General features: G+C 51.9%; 25 protein-coding genes and 1 other annotated feature. Of the genes, 10 read left to right on the top strand and 15 right to left on the bottom strand.

Translation table 11 applies throughout. The annotated features are described in order from the left end of the window. The first annotated feature begins 255 nt into the window (after window positions 1-255). From hxpB to ABRZ26_RS02105, 4 genes are all read left to right on the top strand, one after another. Window positions 256-921, top strand: coding sequence for a hexitol phosphatase HxpB (gene hxpB / locus ABRZ26_RS02090; protein ID WP_319602588.1), 666 nt, complete (start codon window positions 256-258; stop codon window positions 919-921). Window positions 922-1296: 375 nt separating this feature from the next. Further along, the gene (gene kduD, locus ABRZ26_RS02095) at window positions 1297-2058 is read left to right on the top strand and encodes a 2-dehydro-3-deoxy-D-gluconate 5-dehydrogenase KduD (RefSeq protein WP_319602589.1); all 762 of its coding nucleotides are present in this window, start codon (window positions 1297-1299) and stop codon (window positions 2056-2058) included. Between the two features lie 147 nt (window positions 2059-2205). Further along, window positions 2206-2781 (top strand): metal-dependent hydrolase, encoded by a 576-nt coding sequence (locus tag ABRZ26_RS02100; protein WP_319602590.1) that lies wholly within the window; start codon window positions 2206-2208, stop codon window positions 2779-2781. 181 nt (window positions 2782-2962) lie between these two features. Beyond that, window positions 2963-4357, top strand: a complete 1395-nt coding sequence (locus tag ABRZ26_RS02105; RefSeq protein ID WP_319602591.1) for an L-cystine transporter — start codon at window positions 2963-2965, stop codon at window positions 4355-4357. An 86-nt stretch (window positions 4358-4443) separates the two neighbouring features. Here ABRZ26_RS02105 and ABRZ26_RS02110 read toward each other — a convergent pair whose 3' ends face one another. Together ABRZ26_RS02110 and osmE are read right to left on the bottom strand one after the other, a co-directional pair. Then, on the bottom strand, window positions 4444-4962 hold the full coding sequence (locus ABRZ26_RS02110; RefSeq protein WP_319602592.1) for an RcnB family protein: 519 nt from the start codon (window positions 4960-4962) through the stop codon (window positions 4444-4446). Between the two features lie 339 nt (window positions 4963-5301). Continuing rightward, the gene (gene osmE / locus ABRZ26_RS02115; protein ID WP_319602593.1) at window positions 5302-5634 is read right to left on the bottom strand and encodes an osmotically-inducible lipoprotein OsmE; all 333 of its coding nucleotides are present in this window, start codon (window positions 5632-5634) and stop codon (window positions 5302-5304) included. 224 nt (window positions 5635-5858) lie between these two features. On the opposite strand from osmE, the gene nadE reads away from it, so the two are divergent. From nadE to ABRZ26_RS02140, 5 genes are all read left to right on the top strand, one after another. Then, window positions 5859-6683 carry an NAD(+) synthase gene (nadE, locus tag ABRZ26_RS02120; RefSeq protein WP_319602594.1) on the top strand — a complete coding sequence of 275 codons (825 nt, stop codon included), beginning with the start codon at window positions 5859-5861 and terminating at the stop codon, window positions 6681-6683. Window positions 6684-6766: 83 nt separating this feature from the next. After that, on the top strand, window positions 6767-7654 hold the full coding sequence (gene yddG, locus ABRZ26_RS02125; protein WP_319602928.1) for an aromatic amino acid DMT transporter YddG: 888 nt from the start codon (window positions 6767-6769) through the stop codon (window positions 7652-7654). A gap of 81 nt (window positions 7655-7735) precedes the next feature. Beyond that, the gene (locus ABRZ26_RS02130; RefSeq protein WP_319602595.1) at window positions 7736-9454 is read left to right on the top strand and encodes an ABC transporter ATP-binding protein; all 1719 of its coding nucleotides are present in this window, start codon (window positions 7736-7738) and stop codon (window positions 9452-9454) included. A gap of 68 nt (window positions 9455-9522) precedes the next feature. After that, entirely contained in the window at window positions 9523-9879 is a 357-nt protein-coding gene (locus ABRZ26_RS02135; RefSeq protein WP_319602596.1) for a nitrous oxide-stimulated promoter family protein, read from the top strand. 131 nt (window positions 9880-10010) lie between these two features. Beyond that, window positions 10011-10367: a GNAT family N-acetyltransferase gene (locus tag ABRZ26_RS02140; protein ID WP_319602597.1), complete on the top strand. Its 357-nt coding sequence runs from the start codon at window positions 10011-10013 to the stop codon at window positions 10365-10367. A gap of 48 nt (window positions 10368-10415) precedes the next feature. Here ABRZ26_RS02140 and ihfA read toward each other — a convergent pair whose 3' ends face one another. The 9 genes from ihfA to ABRZ26_RS02185 all read right to left on the bottom strand — a co-directional run bounded on the left by ihfA (window position 10416) and on the right by ABRZ26_RS02185 (window position 18491). Beyond that, window positions 10416-10712 (bottom strand): integration host factor subunit alpha, encoded by a 297-nt coding sequence (ihfA, locus tag ABRZ26_RS02145; protein WP_009112984.1) that lies wholly within the window; start codon window positions 10710-10712, stop codon window positions 10416-10418. A gap of 4 nt (window positions 10713-10716) precedes the next feature. Then, window positions 10717-13104: a phenylalanine--tRNA ligase subunit beta gene (gene pheT / locus ABRZ26_RS02150; RefSeq protein ID WP_319602598.1), complete on the bottom strand. Its 2388-nt coding sequence runs from the start codon at window positions 13102-13104 to the stop codon at window positions 10717-10719. A 15-nt stretch (window positions 13105-13119) separates the two neighbouring features. Beyond that, the gene (gene pheS, locus ABRZ26_RS02155) at window positions 13120-14103 is read right to left on the bottom strand and encodes a phenylalanine--tRNA ligase subunit alpha (protein ID WP_319602599.1); all 984 of its coding nucleotides are present in this window, start codon (window positions 14101-14103) and stop codon (window positions 13120-13122) included. Window positions 14104-14204: 101 nt separating this feature from the next. Continuing rightward, window positions 14205-14330, bottom strand: a sequence feature (Phe leader region). After that, the gene (gene pheM / locus ABRZ26_RS02160; RefSeq protein ID WP_121514181.1) at window positions 14280-14324 is read right to left on the bottom strand and encodes a pheST operon leader peptide PheM; all 45 of its coding nucleotides are present in this window, start codon (window positions 14322-14324) and stop codon (window positions 14280-14282) included. It overlaps the preceding feature by 45 nt. A gap of 147 nt (window positions 14331-14477) precedes the next feature. Further along, a complete protein-coding gene (gene rplT, locus ABRZ26_RS02165; protein WP_048639027.1) occupies window positions 14478-14834 on the bottom strand; it encodes a 50S ribosomal protein L20 in 357 nt (118 codons plus the stop codon). A gap of 43 nt (window positions 14835-14877) precedes the next feature. After that, the gene (rpmI, locus tag ABRZ26_RS02170) at window positions 14878-15075 is read right to left on the bottom strand and encodes a 50S ribosomal protein L35 (RefSeq protein ID WP_048639028.1); all 198 of its coding nucleotides are present in this window, start codon (window positions 15073-15075) and stop codon (window positions 14878-14880) included. A gap of 98 nt (window positions 15076-15173) precedes the next feature. Next, entirely contained in the window at window positions 15174-15716 is a 543-nt protein-coding gene (gene infC / locus ABRZ26_RS02175) for a translation initiation factor IF-3 (protein WP_072065893.1), read from the bottom strand. Window positions 15717-15719: 3 nt separating this feature from the next. Further along, window positions 15720-17648: a threonine--tRNA ligase gene (thrS, locus tag ABRZ26_RS02180; RefSeq protein ID WP_319602600.1), complete on the bottom strand. Its 1929-nt coding sequence runs from the start codon at window positions 17646-17648 to the stop codon at window positions 15720-15722. Window positions 17649-18068: 420 nt separating this feature from the next. Next, the gene (locus ABRZ26_RS02185; RefSeq protein WP_319602601.1) at window positions 18069-18491 is read right to left on the bottom strand and encodes a hypothetical protein; all 423 of its coding nucleotides are present in this window, start codon (window positions 18489-18491) and stop codon (window positions 18069-18071) included. Between the two features lie 347 nt (window positions 18492-18838). Here ABRZ26_RS02185 and ABRZ26_RS02190 point away from each other — a divergent pair, with 347 nt between their 5' ends. Beyond that, complete coding sequence (locus ABRZ26_RS02190) at window positions 18839-19273, top strand: FMN-binding protein (RefSeq protein ID WP_319602602.1); 435 nt, start codon at window positions 18839-18841, stop codon at window positions 19271-19273. A 192-nt stretch (window positions 19274-19465) separates the two neighbouring features. On the opposite strand, the gene ABRZ26_RS02195 is transcribed toward ABRZ26_RS02190, so the two are convergent. The 4 genes from ABRZ26_RS02195 to ABRZ26_RS02210 form a co-directional block, all read right to left on the bottom strand. Beyond that, window positions 19466-19735, bottom strand: a complete 270-nt coding sequence (locus ABRZ26_RS02195; protein WP_319602603.1) for a YebO family protein — start codon at window positions 19733-19735, stop codon at window positions 19466-19468. A gap of 239 nt (window positions 19736-19974) precedes the next feature. Beyond that, complete coding sequence (kdgR, locus tag ABRZ26_RS02200; protein ID WP_319602604.1) at window positions 19975-20766, bottom strand: DNA-binding transcriptional regulator KdgR; 792 nt, start codon at window positions 20764-20766, stop codon at window positions 19975-19977. A 239-nt stretch (window positions 20767-21005) separates the two neighbouring features. Then, window positions 21006-21887, bottom strand: coding sequence for a protease HtpX (htpX, locus tag ABRZ26_RS02205; protein WP_319602605.1), 882 nt, complete (start codon window positions 21885-21887; stop codon window positions 21006-21008). Between the two features lie 286 nt (window positions 21888-22173). Beyond that, window positions 22174-23397: an L-lactate MFS transporter gene (locus tag ABRZ26_RS02210; RefSeq protein ID WP_319602606.1), complete on the bottom strand. Its 1224-nt coding sequence runs from the start codon at window positions 23395-23397 to the stop codon at window positions 22174-22176. Window positions 23398-23414: the final 17 nt, after the last annotated feature.

Genomic DNA, 23414 nt, shown 5'->3' on the forward strand with positions numbered 1-23414 from the left:
CGTGTTGCGCGAAGGCAGCATTCATTGTTGCGGCTTGAAGTATCGCGGGCATACGCATAAAAATCGTTAGCAGCCTACGGTAAGTTTATTCTCAGTCAACGCTTTTTACTCGATGGTCTTTATAAGCAAGACATTAACTTATACCCTTTCTTTTCTGGTTGCTGGAGTATAGCCTTGCGCACATTGAAATCTATCAGGTATAGCTCAACGGATTTACCTGGCTAACTTTTTATCTTTTTTTACGGGGCTGATGGTATGACTTCGAATTCCTCTATCCGCGCGGCGATTTTTGATATGGACGGCCTGCTGATCGATTCCGAACCATTATGGGATATGGCCGAACTGGAGGTCATCGCATCATTGGGGATTGATACCTCGTTACGTGAATCCATGCGGGATACGCTGGGACTGCGTATCGATCTGGTGGTGGATCTCTGGTATCAGTTGGCGCCATGGAGCGCCCCCGGCCGGGAAACGGTCGTCAACCGGATCATTGAACGGGCGATTGAACTGGTGGATGAACGGCGGCCTTTATTACCGGGCGTCGAACAGGCGTTGCAACTCTGCCGCCGGCAAAATCTTAAGATCGGGCTGGCGTCGGCGTCCCCGTTGCATATGCAAAAGCGGGTCTTACAGATGTTCGATTTAACACGCTATTTTGACTTTTTAGCTTCGGCGGAACATCTGGCTTACAGCAAGCCGCACCCGCAAGTCTATCTGAATGCGGCGCAGGGGCTGGGAGTCTCACCGCTGCAATGCGTGACATTAGAGGACTCGGTGAACGGTATGATAGCGACCAAAGCCGCCCGCATGCGTTCCATCGTCATCCCCCAGGCCGAACTCAGCGAGGATCCCCGTTGGGTGCTGGCCGACCACAAACTGAGCTCGCTGCTACAGCTCAACGTCGAACATCTGGCATAACCCCCTCCAAGCGGCGGTCATCAAAACCGGAGTCCGGGAAAGACGGTTGACCGCCCGCTGCCTGCGACCATTCGCCTACCCGCCGCATTGCCGCCATCCCCGCCCGATCCTCCTCGGATAACACCGTGTCATACAAAATTATGACCATCATCAAAAATAAATAAAACATTATTTCATTTTTATTGAATTAGCATCCCATCAGAACTATGATTTCCACATAAACAGAAATAGCCGGGCAGACCAAAGCTAAGGTGACATTGTCACTGCCACGCGATATCACCGGTTTGCCCGGTATTTTTCTTCAATGAATTCAGTACGGTTCCTCACAGTAACGGCTAACGACAACCGATTGTCGCTTATAGAGAGAGTATGGCTATGATTTTAAATTCCTTCGATTTACAGGGTAAAGTTGCGCTTATCACAGGTTGTGATACGGGTCTGGGCCAGGGTATGGCTATCGGATTGGCGCAAGCCGGTTGCGATATTGTCGGCGTCAACATCGTCGAACCTAAAGACACCATAGAGAAAGTGACCGCTCTGGGTCGCCGTTTCCTGAGTCTGACCGCCGATATGAGCAATATTGCCGGTCATGCCGATCTGGTTGCCAAAGCCGTGGCGGAGTTCGGCAAGGTCGACATTCTGGTCAACAACGCCGGCATTATCCGCCGTGAAGATGCCATTGAGTTCAGTGAGAAGAACTGGGACGACGTGATGAATCTGAACATAAAGAGCGTGTTCTTTATGTCGCAAACCGTGGCCCGGCAGTTCATCAAACAGGGTCACGGCGGCAAAATCATCAATATCGCGTCCATGCTCTCTTTCCAGGGCGGCATTCGCGTACCGTCTTACACCGCGTCAAAAAGCGCGGTCATGGGCGTTACCCGGCTGCTGGCGAACGAGTGGGCTAAACATAACATTAACGTCAATGCGATTGCTCCTGGCTACATGGCCACCAACAACACCCAGCAGCTGCGGGCGGATGAAGAGCGCAGCAAAGAAATCCTGGATCGTATCCCGGCCGGGCGCTGGGGTTTACCGCAGGATCTTATGGGGCCGGCGGTGTTCCTCGCGTCCAGCGCGTCCGATTATATCAACGGCTATACCATCGCGGTCGACGGCGGCTGGCTGGCCCGCTAACCCGCATTCTTGCTCATTTCGTTCGCCAACGATGAGAAAGGCGCAATCCGCTGCGCCTTTTTCTTTAATAGTGACGGCGTAACTACTTCCTCAGTTAGGGTTAATCTCATATACTGTATAAAATAACAGTTCGATTTGAGACGTCTCATGACTGCGGAAGGACATGTCCTATTCTCTGTTGCCTGCGTAATCCTGGCTAAAAAAGTAGAGTTATCGCCAGAGCTGGCAACGGGAGACTGGTGGCATCTGATTCCTGGCGCGCTGCTCACGTCGCTCCTGCCGGATATCGATCACCCCAAATCTCTGCTGGGACAAAGGTTGAAATGGCTATCGGCCCCTATCGCCCGCGCATTTGGCCACCGGGGGTTCACGCACAGTTTACTCGCCATCATTGCCGGCGTTTACTTTATTCAGACGCGGATGCCTGCCGACTGGCTGCTGCCGACCGATGTCTATCACGCGATGATTGTCGGCTACTTAAGCCATATCGCCGCCGATATCCTGACCTCATCCGGGGTACCGCTGCTCTGGCCTTGCCGCTGGCGTTTTCGCCTGCCGATACTGAATAGTCAAAAAGGTAATCAGTTGGAGCGTTTTCTCTGTATCGCCTTTATCGGTTTTTCTCTGTATCAACCGCAAAAGAGTCTGAACTGCTGTAGCTACGAACAATCATTCAGGCTTATCCAGTCGGCGCAGGCTCGCGTGACCCAGCTATTAAAATAGCTCCACGATATTGCGTAATCGACATTGCGTAATAAACCGCCGTCGCCGCAAAAATCACGCATCCATCAGCTATAATTTATAACTTACAGCCATATAACAAACTTATGACAGAACTGATATTCTTGTCCGCGTTTTTCATCACTCAGAAAAATTTTCATCTAATTTATAGGGAGAAGTGGAGATGAACTTTCCGCTGCTATTCAATATTCTGGCATTTGCCGCCCTGTTGTTCCTGCTGGGGTACGCCGGCCGGAACAAATCGTGGAGTCTGGCAAAAAAGGTTCTGCTGGGTCTGGTTATCGGGGTTTTATTCGGTCTGGCGCTGCACCTGGTCTACGGCAGCGACAATCCGCTGATTAAACAATCCGTCGCCTGGTTTAACATCGTCGGCAACGGCTATGTTCAATTGTTGCAAATGATCGTCATGCCGCTGGTATTCGTCTCCATTCTGAACTCGGTCGCCAAGCTGCATAACGCCTCCTCATTAGGCAAAATCAGCATACTCACGCTCGGCACCCTGCTGTTCACGACGCTTATCGCCGCGTTAGTCGGGGTTTTCGTCACCAATCTTTTCGGCCTGACCGCCAGCGGATTGGTGCAGGGCGCGCAGGAAACCGCGCGCTTGTCGGCTATCGAAACTAACTATGCGGGCAAGGTTTCCGATCTGAGCGTTCCTCAGATCATCCTTTCCTTTATCCCCAAAAATCCTTTTGCCGATCTGACCGGAGCCAACCCCACGTCAATCATCAGCGTGGTAATCTTTGCCGTGTTCCTCGGTGTCGCCGCGCTGCAATTGACCAAAGATGATGCGGCAAAAGGCGAACGCGTCCTGACAGCCATCGACACGCTACAATCCTGGGTGATGAAGCTGGTGCGTCTGGTGATGAAACTGACCCCGTACGGCGTGTTGGCGCTAATGACCAAAATGGTCGCCGGCTCCAATCTGCAAGATATCCTTAAACTGGGTAGTTTTGTGGTGGCGTCCTACCTGGGACTGGCTATCATGTTCGGCGTACACGCGCTGATTCTGTCATTGACCGGCATCAACCCCGCCCGATTCTTTCGCAAGATATGGCCGGTGCTGACCTTTGCCTTTACCAGCCGCTCCAGCGCGGCGACCATTCCCCTCAGTATCGAGGCGCAAACCCGCCGCATCGGCGTGCCGGAATCCATCGCCAGCTTTGCCGCCTCGTTTGGCACCACCATCGGTCAAAACGGCTGTGCCGGGCTTTACCCCGCGATGCTGGCGGTCATGGTCGCCCCGACGGTCGGCATTAATCCGCTCGATCCGGTATGGATTGCGACGCTGGTCGGCATCGTCACCATCAGTTCGGCCGGCGTGGCCGGCGTGGGCGGCGGCGCGACCTTCGCCGCGCTGATTGTCCTGCCGGCCATGGGGTTGCCCGTTACGCTGGTGGCGCTGCTGATTTCCATTGAGCCATTAATTGACATGGGACGTACGGCATTAAACGTCAGCGGTTCGATGACGGCGGGAACCGTAACCAGCCAGTTATTGAAACAAACGGATAAAACGGTGTTCGCCGCGCAGGAAGAGGTGGAGTTGGCGCACCGATAGCGCGCACGTCATGCTGTATCGCAAGTAGACAGCCAATCTATAACGAGCCGGCAGGTAACTGCCGGCTCGTTAATCATTTTACGCTATCAGTTATTCAACACGCTGTTCAGAAGTATGGTCGTAATTATTCCGGTGGCGGCGGCAATCAATACATAGTTGCCGTCAATGTAGGCCCAATGTTGACCTGACGGCGGTTCACGCAGTCCACGGGCGCGCCAGTCATTAACCCGGTAATCATCGCCGCGAAAACGTTGCGGCACCGGATGCCCTTTCCTGAAATTATTGCCATGCGACACAAACCGCTCCCTCTCCTGGAAACGAGGCGCATTGCGCTGCTCACGGGGCGCCTGTTTTGCCGTTTGTCCGCGTTTTTCACCGTTGTGATTGGCGCTAGGGGCATTTCGTTGGTTGTTGTTGGCATTGGGCGAATTTCGTTGATTATTGTTGGCATTGGGCGCATTTTTACGCTCGCCGCCGTCTTGGTTATTGCGCGGCAGCATCCTCTGCTCCTGCGATCCGTTCATTCCTTGCGCAAAAGTGAAACCAGAGAAAGAACTGGTCGCCAGAAGTAACGACATCGTCAGTGCCAGTGTTTTTTTCGTCATTGCATTTTCCTCGACGCCTAAACAGTCTTATAAAGCGGGTTAAGCGCAATATCCGTTACAACGTCGTCGGACGAAAGAGAGAAATATCTTAAAACCCCCGATCTGACAAGACATTACCAAATCCAAACAAAATCTTAACACTATCGGCGGCGCGCGCTGATCTCATGCGCATCAAGGAAAGGTGAGCGCCCAGGGCGCTGAAAGGCAGGCAAGCGATCATGCTGGAAGATACGCTCAATGGGTATGCGTATTCCAGCATGTTTTTTGACGATGAAAATTTAGAGATAACAACTAATCACGCAAGCCGTCGCTTACGTCATCACTCAATAAAGAGGTTTGTTATCGTTGTGGGGAGGTATCATATGCTTCGCAGCTTTGGAAGCCCTTGTTCAGCACATGCCCGGTTTCGTCATAGCTGACAAAGTAGTTTTGCGCCGTTCCGTCGCGGTTCTTCAACAGATAATTACTGCATGTCCCGCGCGCATTCTTCAGGCGGACTTCCGTTGAGGCCGGTCCGGCAATCTGATGAACCTGCTGCTTCGTCATTCCTGTTTTCACGTCCTTCACGACAGGTTCCGTCACCAGACTTTCCGCTTTATTGTAGGTTGTACACCCGGAAAGAAAGACTACGCCCGCCGCTGCCATACAGAGCAAGAGCCGATTATTTTTCATTGCATTACCTCATGTGAATGGGTCATTGTTAAGACTAGATGGCAAAAGGCGTTTTTTCAAATCATAACCCGCGTTATGCGCATATTAATCAAGCGCCGCGGTGATTTTATCCATAGGTAAAACTGCTGATGGCGCACTTGTTCTTTTTCTTCTCGCCAATTAGCTTTACACTCTGATGATTAAGGCAATTTTGGCAGGTTCAACAAGTTCGGAAGGGGAACGTTATGTCATTACAACAAGACATTATTACCGCGTTGGGCGTCAAAAGCAGTATCGACCCGGTAAAAGAAATCCGTGTCAGCGTAGATTTTTTAAAGCGTTATCTGACGGCACATCCGTTTGTGAAGTCCCTGGTTCTGGGGATCAGCGGCGGTCAGGATTCAACCCTGACCGGAAAGTTGTGTCAGACCGCCATCACGGAACTGCGTAACGAAACCGGCAATCAGGACTACCAATTCATCGCCGTGCGTTTACCTTATGGCGTTCAGGCCGATGAAGCCGACTGCCAGGAAGCCATCGCGTTTATCCAGCCGGATAAAGTGCTGACCGTTAATATCAAATCGGCGGTAGAAGCCAGCGAAGCCACGCTGAAGGCGATTGGCATCGAACTGTCCGATTTTGTGAAAGGTAATGAGAAGGCGCGCGAGCGTATGAAAGCGCAGTACAGCATCGCCGGGATGAATGCAGGTCTGGTGGTAGGCACCGACCACGCGGCGGAAGCGGTAACCGGCTTCTTCACTAAATACGGCGATGGCGGCACGGACATCAATCCGATATTTCGCCTGAACAAACGTCAGGGTAAAGCCTTGCTGCGCGAATTAGGCTGCCCGGCCAAACTGTATACCAAAGCGCCGACAGCCGACCTGGAAGATGACCGTCCCGCCCTGCCGGACGAAGTGGCGCTGGGCGTCACCTATGAAACGATCGACGACTACCTTGAAGGCAAGCAAATCGACGCGAAGGATGCGGCGATTATAGAAAACTGGTATCGCAAAACCGAACATAAACGTCGGCCGCCGGTTACCGTTTTTGACGATTTCTGGCGTTAACGCGTCATTAATGTCTCGGGGCGGATACCGCTAACGGTATCCGCTTTTATTCGTTCCGCATTTAAAGATCCCCCGTCATGAGCTTGACGCCACAACGCGCGACGCTTGCAGGTTTGTCGGCAATCATTTTATGGAGTATGTCCGTCGGACTGATCCGTAGCCTTACCGAGACGCTTGGCCCCATCGGCGGCGCGGCCATGATCTATTCTGCCAGTACGCTATGCCTGTGCCTGTTTTATGGTATTCCGCAGTTCAAAACGCTGCCTAAAATCTATCTGCTGATCGGCGGCCCCTTGTTTGTCTGCTATGAAATTTTTCTTTCCCTCGCCATCGGGCTGGCCAATAACCGTTTACAGGCGATGGAACTGGGCATGATCAACTATCTGTGGCCTTGTCTGACCATTCTGTTTGCTATCTTTATCAATCAGCAAAAAAGTCGCTTGCTGCTCTGGCTGGGTCTGGCCCTTTCTTTGGCCGGTATCGTCTGGATTATGAAAGGCGACGGCGCATGGTCTCCCGGACTGTTGTGGCGAAATATTCTCACGAATCCGCTGGCCTATGGATTGGCATTCTCAGCGGCGGCGGTATGGGCTTTGTACTGCAACATCACCAAACGTTTCGGTCAGGGGAAAAGCGGTATTTCCCTGTTTTTTCTCGTTGCCTCGTGCGTACTCTGGATACAATATGGGTTCAGCGCCGAAGGCCCGATTGTATTGACGCTGCCGTCTTCGCTTGAGCTTATTTTTATGGGCGCCTCAACCGCGCTGGCTTATTCCGCCTGGAACGTCGGGATTCAAGCCGGTAATCTGACCCTGCTGGCGACCGCGTCTTACTTCACGCCGATCCTTTCCACGCTGCTGGCCGCACTGTGGCTGAGAACCTCGCCGACAATCACTTTCTGGCAAGGCGTACTGATGGTAACGGCAGGCTCCCTGCTCTGCTGGTTCGCGACCCGACGCGTCACGCGCTAAGCGACAGGTATGATTTGCACGTCCCTTACGGGAGGTTTACCTGCTATAGTAATCCCACGTTTTTCTACGCAAAAATCATACATGCTACGTCGATTCTTCTCTTACTACTCGCCCTATAAAGGCTTATTTATACTCGATTTTGGTTGCGCCATCATCGCCGGACTACTTGAACTGGGTTTTCCGATGGCGATCAAATCGTTCATCGATACGCTGCTGCCGGCGCAAAACTGGACATTGATTCTGCTGGCTTCAATCGCCCTGTTGGCCGTTTATCTGTTGAATACCGGGCTGATGGCGATCGTCAACTACTGGGGACATGCACTGGGGGTCGGCATAGAAACGGATATGCGGAGGCAGGCGTTTGAGCACCTGCAAAAATTGCCGTTCCGTTATTACGACAATATGAAAACCGGACATATCATCACCCATGTCACCAAAGATTTGGAAGAAGTGGGCGAAATCGCGCACCACGGCCCGGAAGATCTGTTTATTGCCGTAATGACCTTCATCGGCGCATTTATTCTGATGGCGACGGTACATCTGCCGTTGGCGATGCTGACCATCATCATCGTACCCTTCATGACCTATCTGGTGAGCCGCTATGGCGCACGGATGACGGAAACCTGGCGACAGTTATTCGGCCAGGTGGGTAATTTCAACGCCCGTATCGAAGAGAGCGTCGGCGGCATCCGCGTGGTAAAAGCGTTTGCCAATGAAGCGCATGAACAGCGACTCTTTTCCCATGACAATGAAAATTACCGTCGCACCAAGCTTCAGGCCTATCGCATCATGACCGCCAGCCTGACGCTCAGCTACCTGAGCACACGCTTGATACAGCTTATCGTGATGTTGGCCGGGATCTGGTATGTGATTAAAGGCGAACTCAGCTATGGCGGTTTTATCGGCTTCCTGCTGCTGATCGAGGTCTTTTTCCGTCCGGTCGCCAAAATCACCTCCGTACTGGAAAGTTATCCCAAAGGGATCGCCGGTTTCAAACGGTTTACCCAACTTATCGATACCGAACCGGACATCACCGACGCGCCGAACGCTCGGCATATCGATAGTCTGAAAGGCGATATTCGTTTTAACCAGGTCAGTTTCGGTTACACAGCCGATCGCCCCATCATTCATCACGTCGACCTGTCTATCCACGCCGGGGAAACCGTCGCCTTCGTTGGTCCCTCCGGCGCAGGCAAAACCACGCTCTGCTCATTACTGCCGCGTTTTTACGATCTGACCGGCGGCAGCATTACCATTGACGGCATCGATATCCGGGAAATGACGCAGGTGTCGCTGCGCAGTCAGATCGGCATCGTACAGCAGGATGTCTTCCTGTTCGGCGGCAGCATTCGTGAAAACATCGCTTACGGCAAACTGAATGCCGGCGATGACGAAATCATGCAGGCGGCGCGGCGCGCACGATTGGATGAATTGATCGAAAGCCTGCCGGATGGTTTGGATACCGTGGTCGGCGAGCGCGGGGTCAAACTATCGGGCGGGCAGAAACAGCGTTTGTCTATCGCGCGGATCTTTCTGAAAAACCCGCCGATTCTGATTCTGGATGAAGCGACCTCGGCGCTGGATACCGCGACCGAACAGGCGATTCAGCTATCGCTGAACGAGCTTTCCGCCGGGCGCACCACATTAGTCATCGCACACCGTCTGGCGACGATACAGAACGCCGACCGTATTGTGGTGGTGGATAACGGCGGCATCATCGAACAGGGCAGTCATCAGGATTTGCTGGCTCACAGCGGTATTTACGCCAGTCTGCATCAGGCGCAGTTCAAATATGCCTGATAGGTTCCGGCACGGCCGCGCTGATTAGAGGGGCCGTGATATACATCTAAAAGCGAGATGACGCGTATATGGCCCGAAAACCAGCAGGAAAGCGAGTGCAGCGAGAAATCAAAACCGTCAGCCTGATGATAGACCTCTATCAAAAACGGCATCCTGCCCCGGCAGAAGACGGCGAGCGTTATACCCGTCTGCTCGATTACGCCGTCAATCGCCTGGCGCGTTGTTATTTCGGCGAAGAAAAACCGGCCTGTAAGCACTGCCCGATCCATTGCTATCAGCCCGCCCGACGGCAAGAGATCAAAGCGATTATGCGCTGGTCGGGACCGCGTATGTTGCTGCATCACCCTATTCTCGCCATCCGCCATTTGATCGACGATCGCCGGCCGGTGCCTGATTACCCGGAAAGAACCGGCAAAAAGCAATAGATCACCGCCGCTCGGATTCATCATTACGCGCTTTTAATTGGATATTCGTCATGCACACACTTTGCTCCGTAACGAAACAACAATTCACGACGCTTACCGATATATGGGAAGCATCAGTTCGGCAGACGCATATGTTTCTCAGTGAACAGGATATTTTACTTTTGCGTCCCCACATCTTGCATGATTACCTGCCGTCGCTGGCATTACGCGCCTGTTGTGACCGCCATGGCCGGCCGCAAGGCTTTATCGGCACGTTGGATAATAAGATTGAAATGCTATTTGTCGCCCCCGAATGTCGGGGAATGGGGATAGGAAGCACGCTACTGAACTACGCCGTCAACACGGTAAAGGCGACCCGCGTCGATGTAAATGAACAGAATCCGCAGGCTAAAGGTTTTTATGAACATCATGGGTTTCGTGTGATCGGTCGTTCAGAACAAGACGGTTTGGGAAATAACTTCCCGTTGCTGCACATGTCGCGCAAGTAAGTTCACCAAGAAAAAAGGCCGCTTACGCGGCCTTTTGGGTTATCGCTTTTACTCTTTGGGAGAGGCGTTCTCTACCCGACTCTTTAACTTTTGCCCCGGACGGAACGTGACCACACGGCGCGCCGTAATCGGAATATCTTCGCCAGTTTTTGGGTTACGTCCCGGACGTTGGTTCTTGTCTCGCAAATCAAAGTTGCCAAAACCCGACAGTTTGACCTGCTCGCCATTTTCCAAAGCGCGACGAACTTCTTCAAAAAACAGCTCGACTAGCTCTTTGGCATCCCGTTTGCTCAGCCCAAGCTTCTCAAACAGGTATTCTGACATTTCAGCTTTAGTAAGCGCCATAGGTTCAATCCCTCAAGGATGCTTGGAATCGCTGTTTTAATGCTGCTACGCATTGTGCAACGGTAGCGGCAATTTCCTCTTCTGCCAGTGTACGGGAGGTATCTTGCAAGATCAGACTCACAGCCAGGCTCTTATACCCATCCGCTACGCCCTTCCCTCGGTACACGTCGAATAAGTTTACGCCAACTAACTGATTTGCGCCAACTTTCTTACATTCGGCTAAAATGTCGCCAGCAGGGACGTTTTCAGCCACTACAATTGCGATATCACGACGGTTTGCAGGGAAGCGAGAAATATTGCTCGCATCAGGCAGCACGCGGTCTGCGACCTTGCTCCACAACAGTTCAAACACCACGGTACGTCCATTCAGATCCAGCTTACGTTCCAGTTCCGGATGGATAACCCCAATAAATCCAATGCGTTCCCCGCACAGATAAATAGCAGCACTTTGCCCCGGATGCAATGCCGGATTACTTTCCGCTTTGAATTCGATGTCGGATAATTTACCGGTCAGCGCCAGTACGGCTTCCAAATCGCCTTTTAAATCATAGAAGTCGACGGTCTGACGCGCCAGATCCCAGTGTTCTTCGTAGCGGCTGCCGGTGATCACGCCAGCCAGCATCAGTTCCTGACGAATGCCCAGATCGGCGCTGCTGTCCGGCACAAAACGCAGGCCGCTTTCAAACAGGCGCAGGCGGTTTTGCTGACGGTTCTGGTTGTACACCACCGCGCTCAGCAGGCCGCTCCACAGAGACAACCGCATGGCGGACATCTCGGCGGAGATCGGGCTGGGCAGAATTAACGCTTCTTCGCCGGGATGAATTAACGCCTGAATTTTAGGATCGACGAAACTGTAAGTAATTGCTTCCTGATAACCATGGTCGACCAATAAGGTCTTCACGCGTTTAAGCGAAAGATTCGCCTCACGGTGAGACGTCATCTTCAACGGCGCCTGTGTGGCGACATTCGGAATATTGTTGTAGCCATAAAGACGGGCGACTTCTTCCACCAGATCTTCTTCAATTTCCATATCAAAGCGCCAGCTTGGCGCAATCGCCTGCCATCCGGCGTCGATCTTCGTCACCTTGCAGCCCAGACGCTGCAAAATATCACTGACCTGCTCGTCGGCGATAGGATGGCCGATTAAACGATCCAGTTTCTCACGACGTAGCGTAATCGTCGCGCGGGCCGGTAAATCCGCCTCGCTGACCACCTCGACCACCGGGCCGGCCTGACCGCCGCAGATCTCAATCAACAAGCGCGTCGCACGCTCCATCGCTTTGACCTGCATCGCCGGATCGACGCCGCGCTCATAGCGGTGAGAGGCGTCGGTATGCAGGCCGTGTCGACGCGCACGTCCGGTAATCGCCAGCGGATTAAAGTAAGCGCACTCCAGCAGGACGTTGCGGGTATTCTCATTAACGCCCGAATGCTCGCCGCCGAAAATCCCCCCCAGCGCCAACGCTTTCTGCTTGTCGGCAATCACCAGCGTATCGGATTTCAGCTTCACTTCGTTGCCGTCCAGCAGCGTCAACGCTTCATTTTCCTGCGCCAAACGGACAACGATGCCGCCGTCGAGACGATCGAGATCAAAAGCGTGCATCGGCTGGCCTAGCTCCAGCAAAACGTAATTCGTGACGTCAACGACAGGATCGATGGCGCGAATGCCGCAACGACGCAGCTTTTCGCGCATCCACAGCGGCGTGGCGGCCTTAACGTTAATGTCTTTCACCACGCGGCCCAGATAACGCGGGCAGGCCTGCGGCGCTTCAACCTGAATGGGGAAGGTATCCGTAATCGTCGCCTCGACCGGGGTAATCGCCGGTTCCGTCAGCGGCTGCTGATTCAGCACCGCCACGTCGCGAGCAATCCCGATAATGCCCAGACAGTCGGCGCGGTTCGGCGTTACGCTGATATCGATGGCGTTATCGTCAAGCTTAAGATAATCACGAATATCGGTGCCGACAGGCGCATCCTGCGGCAATTCGATAATGCCGTCGTGATCGTCGGAAACGCCCAGTTCAGAGAAAGAACACAGCATCCCTTCAGACGGCTCGCCGCGCAGCTTGGCGGCCTTGATTTTAAAATCGCCCGGCAATACCGCGCCGATGGTGGCGACCGCCACCTTCAAGCCCTGACGGCAGTTCGGCGCGCCGCAAACGATATCCAGCAGGCGATCGCCGCCCACATTGACTTTCGTTACGCGCAGCTTGTCCGCATTGGGATGCTGAGCGCACTCCATCACCTCGCCCACAACCACGCCGTGAAAAGCGCCGGCAACCGGCTCAACGCCGTCGACTTCCAGACCGGCCATGGTGATTTGTTCCGATAGTGCTTCACTGTCAATCGCCGGGTTTACCCACTCGCGTAACCAGAGTTCACTGAATTTCATGATGATATTCCCGCCTTACTTAAACTGTTTGAGGAAACGCAAATCGTTTTCAAAGAACGCGCGCAGATCGGTCACGCCATAGCGCAACATGGTGAGTCGCTCCATGCCCATGCCGAAGGCAAAACCGGAATACACTTCCGGGTCGATGCCCACATTGCGCAGCACATTAGGATGCACCATGCCGCAGCCCAGCACTTCCAGCCATTTGCCGTTTTTGCCCATGACGTCAACTTCAGCCGAAGGCTCGGTAAACGGGAAATAGGACGGACGGAAACGAACCTGGAGATCTTCCTCAAAAAAGTTGCGCAGGAAATCATGCAAGGTTCCCTTCAGATTGGTGAAGCTGATGTTTTTATCCACGATCAGCCCTTCCATCTGATGGAACATCGGCGTATGCGTCTGGTCGTAATCATTACGATAAACCCGACCCGGCGCGATGATGCGAATCGGCGGCTGCTGTTTTTCCATGGTGCGGATTTGCACGCCGGAAGTTTGCGTCCGCAGCAGGCGGGAGGCGTCGAACCAGAAGGTATCGTGGTCGGCGCGCGCGGGGTGATGTCCGGGAATATTCAGCGCATCGAAGTTATGATAATCATCTTCAATTTCCGGTCCCGTCGCCACCGAAAAGCCCAACTCGCCGAAAAAGGTTTCGATGCGGTCGATGGTGCGGGTGACCGGATGCAGGCCGCCGTTTTCAATCGTACGGCCCGGCAGGGACACATCGATGGTTTCTTCGGCCAGGCGGGCGTTTAACTCTGCGGATTCCAGCGCCTGCTTGCGCGCATTCAGCGCCTCCTGAACTTCCTGTTTAGCCTGATTAATCACCGCGCCCGCGGCGGGGCGCTCTTCAGCAGGCAGCTCGCGCAGCGTGGTCATCTGAAGGGTTAAGTGACCTTTTTTGCCGAGATATTCGACGCGCACGGTATCCAGCGCGGCAACGTCTCCGGCCTCTTCTATGGCTGTTCTGGCTTTGGCTACCAGCTCTGCGAGATGTGGCATTGCATTCCTCTTCTTCTGCCTGTATGGCCAACTGTCATGATTGGAAAATATTTACCCAATAACGCGCGATGCTTTTCGCGTATTGAAAATTATGCTCATTAAACAAAAAAGCCTCCCTATAGGGAGGCTTAGGCGCTGCTTTTCGTTTCTTTTCTTACGCGCGAAGCCCCCTGAATTCAGGCGCTAAAGTAAAAAAAGAAACGGAAAATAGCAGTATGCATACTTGCGTTACCTTGTCGTCATCGTAAAACGGGAAAATAGAACTGCTTTATTGAAAGATGAGACGCTAAAAATGTCAACAGTAATACTTATTTATCTGAACCTTATCGCCGCTGAAACTAAAAGAGGGAGCAAAGCCCCCTCTTTTAACTGACTTATGCCAGAGCTGCTTTCGCTTTTTCGACCAGCGCGCTGAAGGCGACTTTATCGAATACGGCGATATCAGCCAGGATCTTACGGTCAATTTCAACAGAGGCTTTTTTCAGGCCGTTGATGAATTTGCTGTAAGACAAGCCATTTTGACGGGCTGCTGCATTGATACGTGCAATCCACAGCTGACGGAACTGACGTTTACGTTGACGACGGTCACGGTAAGCGTACTGACCAGCTTTGATTACTGCCTGGAAGGCAACACGATAAACGCGCGAACGGGCACCGTAGTAACCTTTCGCTTGTTTCAATACTTTCTTGTGACGTGCGCGAGCAACCACACCACGTTTTACGCGAGCCATATGCTCTCTCCTAAAGTCTTATTCTAAATTCAAAAAAGGTTACTTATGCGTACGGCAAGCATGCGATAACCAGGCCCAGATCCCCTTTGGAGACCATGTCCTTCGGACGCAGATGACGTTTACGTTTAGTCGCTTTTTTGGTCAGAATATGACGCAGGTTAGCATGCTTACGCTTGAAACCGCCGCTGGCGGTTTTTTTGAAGCGTTTAGCGGCGCCACGTACTGTTTTAATCTTTGGCATGTTAATTTCCACTTCGCATTGTTAATTACAATGAATCAGATAAGGCGAACAAAACCCGCACAGCGCAAGCACGGCGCGGGTTTGGCTACTTGAATGCCTTACTGTTTCTTCTTAGGTGCGAGCACCATGATCATCTGGCGGCCTTCAATCTTCGATGGGAAGGATTCAACCACCGCCAGTTCACTCAGATCGTCACGAACGCGGTTAAGCATTTCGATGCCAATCTGTTGGTGCGCCATTTCACGACCACGGAAACGCAGCGTGATTTTGGCTTTATCGCCATCTTCCAGAAAGCGAACCAGGTTGCGTAGTTTGACCTGATAGTCGCCATCATCGGTACCAGGCCGGAATTTGATTTCCTTGACCTGAATGACTTTTTGTTTCTTCTTTTGTTCCTTTGTAGCCTTACTCTTCTCATAGAGGAACTTGCCGTAATCCATGATTCGGCAAACCGGCGGCTCGGCGTTCGGACTGATTTCAACTAAATCAACACCTGCTTCCTCGGCTTTTTCTAATGCTTCATTCAGACTTACAATACCAAGCTGTTCGCCTTCGACGCCGGTCAGGCGTACCTCTTGTGCGCGAATTTCTCTGTTGATGCGATTAGGACGCGCCGGTTGAACTCGTTTTCCGCCTTTAATACCTTATTCCTCCAATTGATGAAGACTACGGCTGCGAATCTCTTGCTGCAGCTTACTGATTACTTCATTAACGTCGATGCTTCCCAAATCTTTTCCTCGGCGGGTACGGACAGCAACTTTTCCTGCCTCTACCTCTTTATCGCCGCAGACCAGCATGTAGGGAACACGCCGTAAAGTATGCTCGCGGATTTTAAAGCCTATCTTCTCATTTCTCAAGTCTGCTTTTACGCGAATGCCTGCTTCTTGCAATTTTTTGGTCAATTCGCCGACATAATCAGACTGGCTGTCAGTGATATTCATAATCACCGCTTGTACCGGAGCTAACCAGGTTGGGAAGAAACCGGCGAATTCCTCGGTAAGGATACCGATGAAACGCTCCATTGATCCCAAAATAGCCCGGTGAATCATTACCGGCACCTGACGTTCGTTGCTTTCGCCCACATAAGAGGCATTCAGACGACCCGGTAATGAAAAGTCGAGTTGCACCGTACCACACTGCCAGGCGCGATCCAAACAATCATGTAAAGTAAATTCAATCTTGGGACCGTAAAACGCGCCCTCGCCCGGCTGATATTCAAATTCGATACCGTTCTCCGTCAGCGCGGCGGCCAGATCGGCCTCGGCTCGGTCCCAGGTTTCATCGCTGCCGATGCGTTTTTCAGGACGCGTAGACAGTTTCACCGCGATTTTTTCAAAACCGAAGGTGCTGTACATGTCGTACACCATCTTGATACAGCTATTGACTTCACCGCGAACCTGCTCTTCGGTACAGAAAATATGGGCATCATCCTGCGTGAAGCCGCGCACGCGCATCAGTCCGTGCAGCGAACCGGACGGTTCGTTACGGTGACAACTGCCGAACTCCGCCATACGTAGCGGCAGATCGCGGTAGGATTTCAATCCCTGATTGAAAATCTGTACGTGGCCCGGACAGTTCATCGGCTTGATGCAATATTCACGGTTTTCCGACGAAGTGGTGAACATCGCGTCTTTGTAGTTATCCCAGTGCCCGGTTTTTTCCCACAGCACCCGGTCCATCATGAACGGCCCTTTCACTTCCTGATACTGGTACGCTTTCAGCTTCATGCGTACAAAGGCTTCCAGCTCGCGGAAGACGGTCCAGCCGTCATTGTGCCAGAACACCATGCCCGGCGCTTCTTCCTGCATATGGTAAAGATCGAGCTGTTTGCCGATCTTGCGATGATCGCGCTTGGCCGCTTCTTCAAGCCGTTGCAGATAGGCGTTAAGCTGCTTTTTATCGGCCCATGCGGTACCGTAAATACGCTGCAACATTTTATTTTTACTGTCGCCGCGCCAGTATGCGCCGGAGGTTTTCTGCAACTTGAAATGATGACAGAAACGCATATTCGGCACGTGCGGACCGCGGCACATGTCGATATATTCTTCATGATGATACAAGCCGGGGCGATCGTCATGACTGATATTTTCGTCAAGAATGGCTATTTTATAAGTCTCGCCGCGTGCGGCAAAAACGTCACGCGCTTCCTGCCAGCTGACTTTCTTCTTGATAACGTCATAATCTTTATTGGCAAGCTCATGCATACGCTTTTCAAGCAGATCGATATCTTCCTGGGTCAGGGTCCGATCGATGTCGACGTCATAATAAAAACCGTTGTCGATCACCGGGCCGATAGCCATTTTGGTATCAGGCCATAATTGCTTAATCGCATGCCCCAACAGGTGCGCGCAAGAGTGGCGGATAATCTCCAGGCCGGCGTCATCTTTCGCGGTGATGATGGCTAATTGCGCATCGTTTTCGATCTTGTCGCCGGCATCCACCAGTTCGCCATTCACACGTCCGGCGATACAGGCTTTCGCCAGTCCGGGGCCGATATCGAGGGCTACATCAAGGGGGGAAACGGCGTGGTCGTAATGACGCTGACTTCCATCAGGAAGCGTAATAACAGGCATTATAATTCCCTTATTTGCAGTGGTGACCCACACGAAAGATCACATACAAAATAATTTTCATTTAAATTCAATAAATTACCCATGCTATTCCTCTCTACTCTGCGGAATATGTACACATGGCGCTACATAAATCAAAAATGCAGCCTGCGTGACATGGATAACGTCCCGGCAATAATACACCGTATAATGCTGGTGTTAAAGCAAAGCAGGGACGCTAATCATCGGCATGGCGCGCGACAAACGCGCCCCGGCAAGCCCTGCCGCACAGGCTTTTGAGTGAAAGCGGGTCTGATGTTGGCTCGACGGCCAATCAGTCTTCGTCTCGTTGGCGGATTCAGCTAATACATAACGCCGTCCACCCGACGAATGGGTATATCGTGATGACGACGACACCGCAGGAATTAAATGATATAAGCGGCTTTATTTTTCCTGACCCGTTCTCATCGCTATCTGTGCGTATACCGACTCATATCCCATCAAATCCTGTCTGGCGGCTGAAAATGAAGGATTCTGCGCATTGCGGAAAATGGTGTAATCGCCCTGTGGATAGAAATCACTGACGACGGTATGTCTTATTCCGCCGCTGTCATAGGTATAAATGTAGCTATATCGGCCATTGGCTTTTTCCCAGCCTCGGCACCTCACGTTGGTATCGCCGTATTTTTCCAAATAATGAATGGACTCGATCACCTGCTTGACGGTAAATCCCCCCACGTCATCAGCATCGGATCTCAGGATGATTTTACTGTTCATCACGTTTTCAGGGGGCGTTTCCTCAAGACATCCCGTCAAAAAGAAGGGGATAAACAGCATGATGAATGCCGGAGCTATTTTTTTACGCATAATAAAGACCCAGGTTACTTGACCTTACCTGGTCTATCGGTCGTTTCTGGTAAATCTTTAAAAATAGCGCCCGACTGAGGCTCAACCCACACATTTTCCCTGCCGTCTTTTTTATCTGACGTTGACTTACGCAGAGGTGGGTTACCGGTTACCGACGGGATAAACCTGTGATTCAGCCCGCCTATTACCATGCAAATAAATGCGGCGATGACGTAAATCTGTTAAATAGCCCGCTTTATTTAACCAAACGCTACGCTAACCTACCAACCATTCCCTGCAAATAATAACGTTGCCCATACGACTTTTTTCCATCGCGGTCATTGCCCATCCTTATTAAGGAATAACGTATGAAAATTAATCTGTTATCTATCATGCTGACGGGATTTTTTGCTGTTTCCGCCTTTGCCGCGGACGGCGTCATTCAAGATGGCACCTATAGGGCCGAGACCGTCAACTTTGACGATCATGGCTGGAAACCCTTTCTGGAACTGACTTACCAGGATGGAAAGATTGCGGCGGTAAAATTTGACTATACCAACGAGAAAGATGGTCGTCTGAAAACATCGGATCAAGCGTATGGAAAAAACATGGCCGCCGCGACAGGCACATCGCCGGAAATTTATACGGTAAAACTGGCCCAGAGCCTGGTGGCGCAACAAGATATTGAGCGCGTCGACGGCGTAACCGGGGCCACGCACTCGACGGAAGACTTTAAGATACTGGCCGGCGCGGCAATAGAGAACGCCAAAGCAGGTAAGACAGAGACGGCAAAAGTGGAATGAATGTCATCGTGAAGCGTAAAGTGCGACTATCTCGTATCGCGTTAAAACACGAGATAGTTTGCACTTACGCTATTCCGGACGGGATCGATCTGATGCCGGCAAAACATGCTTAAAGCCGTTTTCCGATGGCTTACCGCAACCACGTGAATGAATTTATTACCCGGTTGTCAGCAAGGATGACGTTAGCAGAGATTATCGCTCGGGAATGATGTCTTTAAAATCGAGCGCGACATCGTCTTGCTCCGGCGATTTCTCAGCCGCTTCGCTGGTCTGCTGCTGCGGCGCCAATCGTTTCAACAGTTCCAACTGCTGTCGCTGTTGTTCGACTATCTCCCGTAACAGTCTGATTTGCTCATTGGCTCTGACGCTCGCCCGGTTGATAAAAAACCAAACCAGTAATACCAGCAGCGCGACCAATACGGCAAAAAGCATTTCTAATGTGTTCACACCTAATCCATTCATAACAGTCTGCCAAACGACAACTCACGAGGATCCATCTTAGCACCAAGCTCCGGGTAAGTTCGACATCCATGCCATATCCGATACGGGCGATAAACCTCGACGTTGACATGTAAACGTCGCCGGCGAGGCCACAAAGGTATGGCTCGGAAAATCGTTCGCGAAGACAAGCGCCATCCCAGTATGCGTAATGGGTAACTGAGGGGATAGGCTTAAGACCGGCTTGTCAGGCTATTCCCGGCTCAGAATGGGTAGTCATGATAACCCATTTGCTCAGAGATATTTCTGGCGGCGGTATGGAGTATATCGACGTATCCGATCTTGTTTTCTTCAGAGAAACGAATGGTTGGGAATGAAATACTCAGACCGGCGATAACGACCCCGAAGCGATCAAACACCGGCACGGCGATACAGCGCAGTCCTTCTTCCTGCTCTTCGTTATCTTCGCCGTAGCCCTGCTCGCGAACGACATCCAACTGCGCCAGCAGTTCCTCAAGCGAGCCGAGGGTATGGGGAGTGCTGCGGGTAAACTCGACGTTCGCCAGGATTTCATTAACCTCTTCCCTGTCGCGCCAGGCCAGCAGAACTTTACCAATGGCGGTGCTGTATAACGGGTTGCGGCGACCGATACGCGAATGCATGCGCAGGTTATACATTGAGTCGATCTTGTGGATATAGACAATGCTGTCTTCATCCAACGCGCCCAGATGAATGGTTTCCCGCGTCAGCGCGGAAAGCTCGCGCATCTGGATATCCGCGCTACGGATTAAATCAACGTTCTGCAACGCTTTGGCGCCGAGTTCAAACAGCTTTAACGTCAGTGAATATTTTTCCGATTCACCTTCCTGCGCCACATAACCCAAAGATTTCATCGTCTGCAAGAATCGATAAACGGTGCTTTTAGACATCATCACGCGCTGGGAAAGTTCGGTAATACCGATTTCGCGCTCTTCACCCAATGCCTGCAAAATACCAAAAACCTTTAGCACGGATGACACGGAATCGGGCTGTTTATCTAAATCTGCAATGGCCATTTTGTGGTTTCCCTACTTATTTTTCTTGTTTTAAAAAAATAGAACGCGGGTTTTAGTATAAGGGGAACACTTTGCTTAAGGCAATGGAACAGCGGCGATAATCAAGCCGCTGTAATGGATATCCGGCTATAAATAATATTGTTAGCCGCTTGCCGGCAATGCATTCAAGCGGGATAACCATGATCGGCGGGAAACAAAAAACAAAGGCCCGACAAGGGCCTTTGGAAAAACAAGTAAGCTTACTTCAGATAGGCGCCAGAGCGCAGCGCTTCAATGCGTTTATCCAGCGGGGGGTGCGACATAAACAATTCGCTGAACGACTTGGATTTACCATTGATACAGAAAGCCATAATGCTGCCTTCTTCCTGCGGTTCATAACTGGTCTTCAAACGCTGTAAGGCCGCAATCATTTTTTCACGCCCGACCAGCTTCGCCGAACCGGCATCCGCATGGAACTCACGATAGCGCGAGAACCACATGGTTATGATGCTGGCAAGAATGCCGAACACCAGTTCCAGCACCGTTGCAACGGCAAAATAGATCAGCGGATTACCGTTGCTGCTCTCTCCGTCGCTACGATTGCCGGACAGGAAACCGGAAGCGAGCTGAGCGATGATACGGGAAATAAAGATGACGAAGGTGTTCACGACGCCCTGAATCAGCGTCATGGTCACCATATCGCCATTAGCCACGTGGCTGATTTCATGCGCGATCACCGCTTCCGCTTCATCTCGGCTCATGTTTTGCAGTAGCCCGGTGCTGACCGCGACCAGCGACGCGTCTCGGCGGGCGCCGGTCGCAAACGCGTTAATATCCGGCGCATGATAAATCGCCACCTGCGGCATAACGATACCGACCTGCTGAGACTGCGAACGGACGGTTTCCAGCAACCAACGTTCCGTCTCATTCCGTGGTTGCTCAATCACTTCCCCACCGACAGATCGTAATGCCATCCATTTAGACATCAGCAGTGAGACAAAGGCACCGCCAAAGCCGAACAGCCCGGCCATGATCAATAAACCCTGGGCACTGCTGCCTTGGATTCCCGTCAGGCTAAGAATCAGCCCGAAAACCAACATCACCGCCAGGTTGGTGATCAGGAAAAGCGCAATACGCATCATAGAAGTCTGATTTCCTCTCGCAGAAAAATAAAAGTTTGTAACGCATACATCGTATGGGCTGTGCCGCCATTTTCAAGCATTCTTAACTTTTCAGTTACTAAATCAACATAACTTTACATTTTATAAGGAGAAATCCCCAATGCCGGGGCCAGTTGAATGCGCGTATTGATAACAAATCCATTACAGAAGCTGACCGCCATACAGAAAACGGGAGCAATCATGCTCCCGTCAGAATAACGATAATCCGGATTTACGCCGGCGGCGTTAAACAGCAACGCTGGCCTGGTTAACTTTGCGCATGCGCCACGGCGGTCTTCATTGAAGACGCCGGTTGGCGTTTCGGCGGTTTTATCCACAGCGCGATCAGCAACGATACTCCCGACATCACGATGATCGCCATAAAGGTCGCGTGGAAACCGCCCAACTGCGTGGCGATGAACGATCCGGACAGCGCGCCGATGCCGAATCCCTGATAAATCACGCCATAGTTCTTACTGTGATTTTCCAGTCCGAAAAAGTCGCCCACGATTGCCGGGAAGACGGTGATATTGCCGCCGAAGCAGAAAGCAATCGCACTGACGCAGGCAAAGAACAAGAGCGGATTAAGCGGCAGGAAGGTCATCACGGAAACCGCAATCATGGTAACCAGCAGGGTAAAGGCTATCACTCGCAGACGACCGACATTGTCTGAAATCGCGCCAAGCACGATGCGCCCTGCCGTGTTGAATACGGCAATCGCAGAAACCGCGTTAGCCGCCGTCGCCATGCTCATGCCGGCCATCTGCACGCCGATATCTTTTACTACGCCGATCAGATACAAACCACTCATGCAGGCGGTAAAAAAGATGATGAACAGCAGATAAGATTCTTTCCTCGCCAGCATCTCGCCCAATGAAAAATCAGGCGCGCGTCCTTGTTCCGACCGCCGATTTGCCGCCACGCTCAAATCCGGTTCTTTCAACAGCGCGCTGCCGGCAATAATCATTGCCATCACAATAACGCCCCAGTAAAAGAAAGTCGCTGAGACGCCGACTTCAGCAATCAGGAACTGATTGACATATTTGAACAACAAGCTGCCCGCGCCAAAGGCTCCGACAGAAATACCGGCGATTAAGCCTTTACGTTCGGGAAACCACTTAATCAGATTGGACAACGTCGTGATGTAGGCGGCGCCGTCGGCAAAACCGACCACCACGCCCATCAAAAGATAGACCAGCGCAATCGACGACGCGCCGGAGACGGCCATCAGACCTGATCCCAGAGCAATACCGGCTAACAAAGTCAAACGACGAATACCGACGCGTTCCTGAAATTTACCGGCAAACAATGTCGCCACGGCCAGACTGAAACTGGTAATGGAAAAGGTGGCGGCCACGGAGCTCAGCGACCAGCCGAACTTATCAACCATCGGTTGATTGAACAAGCTCCAGGTATAAATAGTACCCAGTCCCATTTGGGTAATGATGGTGCCTAAAACGATTAAACTGCGATTTGCCGGTTTCGCCTGCATGGGTTTTCCCCTACATC

The organism is Brenneria sp. L4-2C (assembly GCF_040240335.1).
Classification (GTDB): Bacteria; Pseudomonadota; Gammaproteobacteria; order Enterobacterales; family Enterobacteriaceae; genus Brenneria.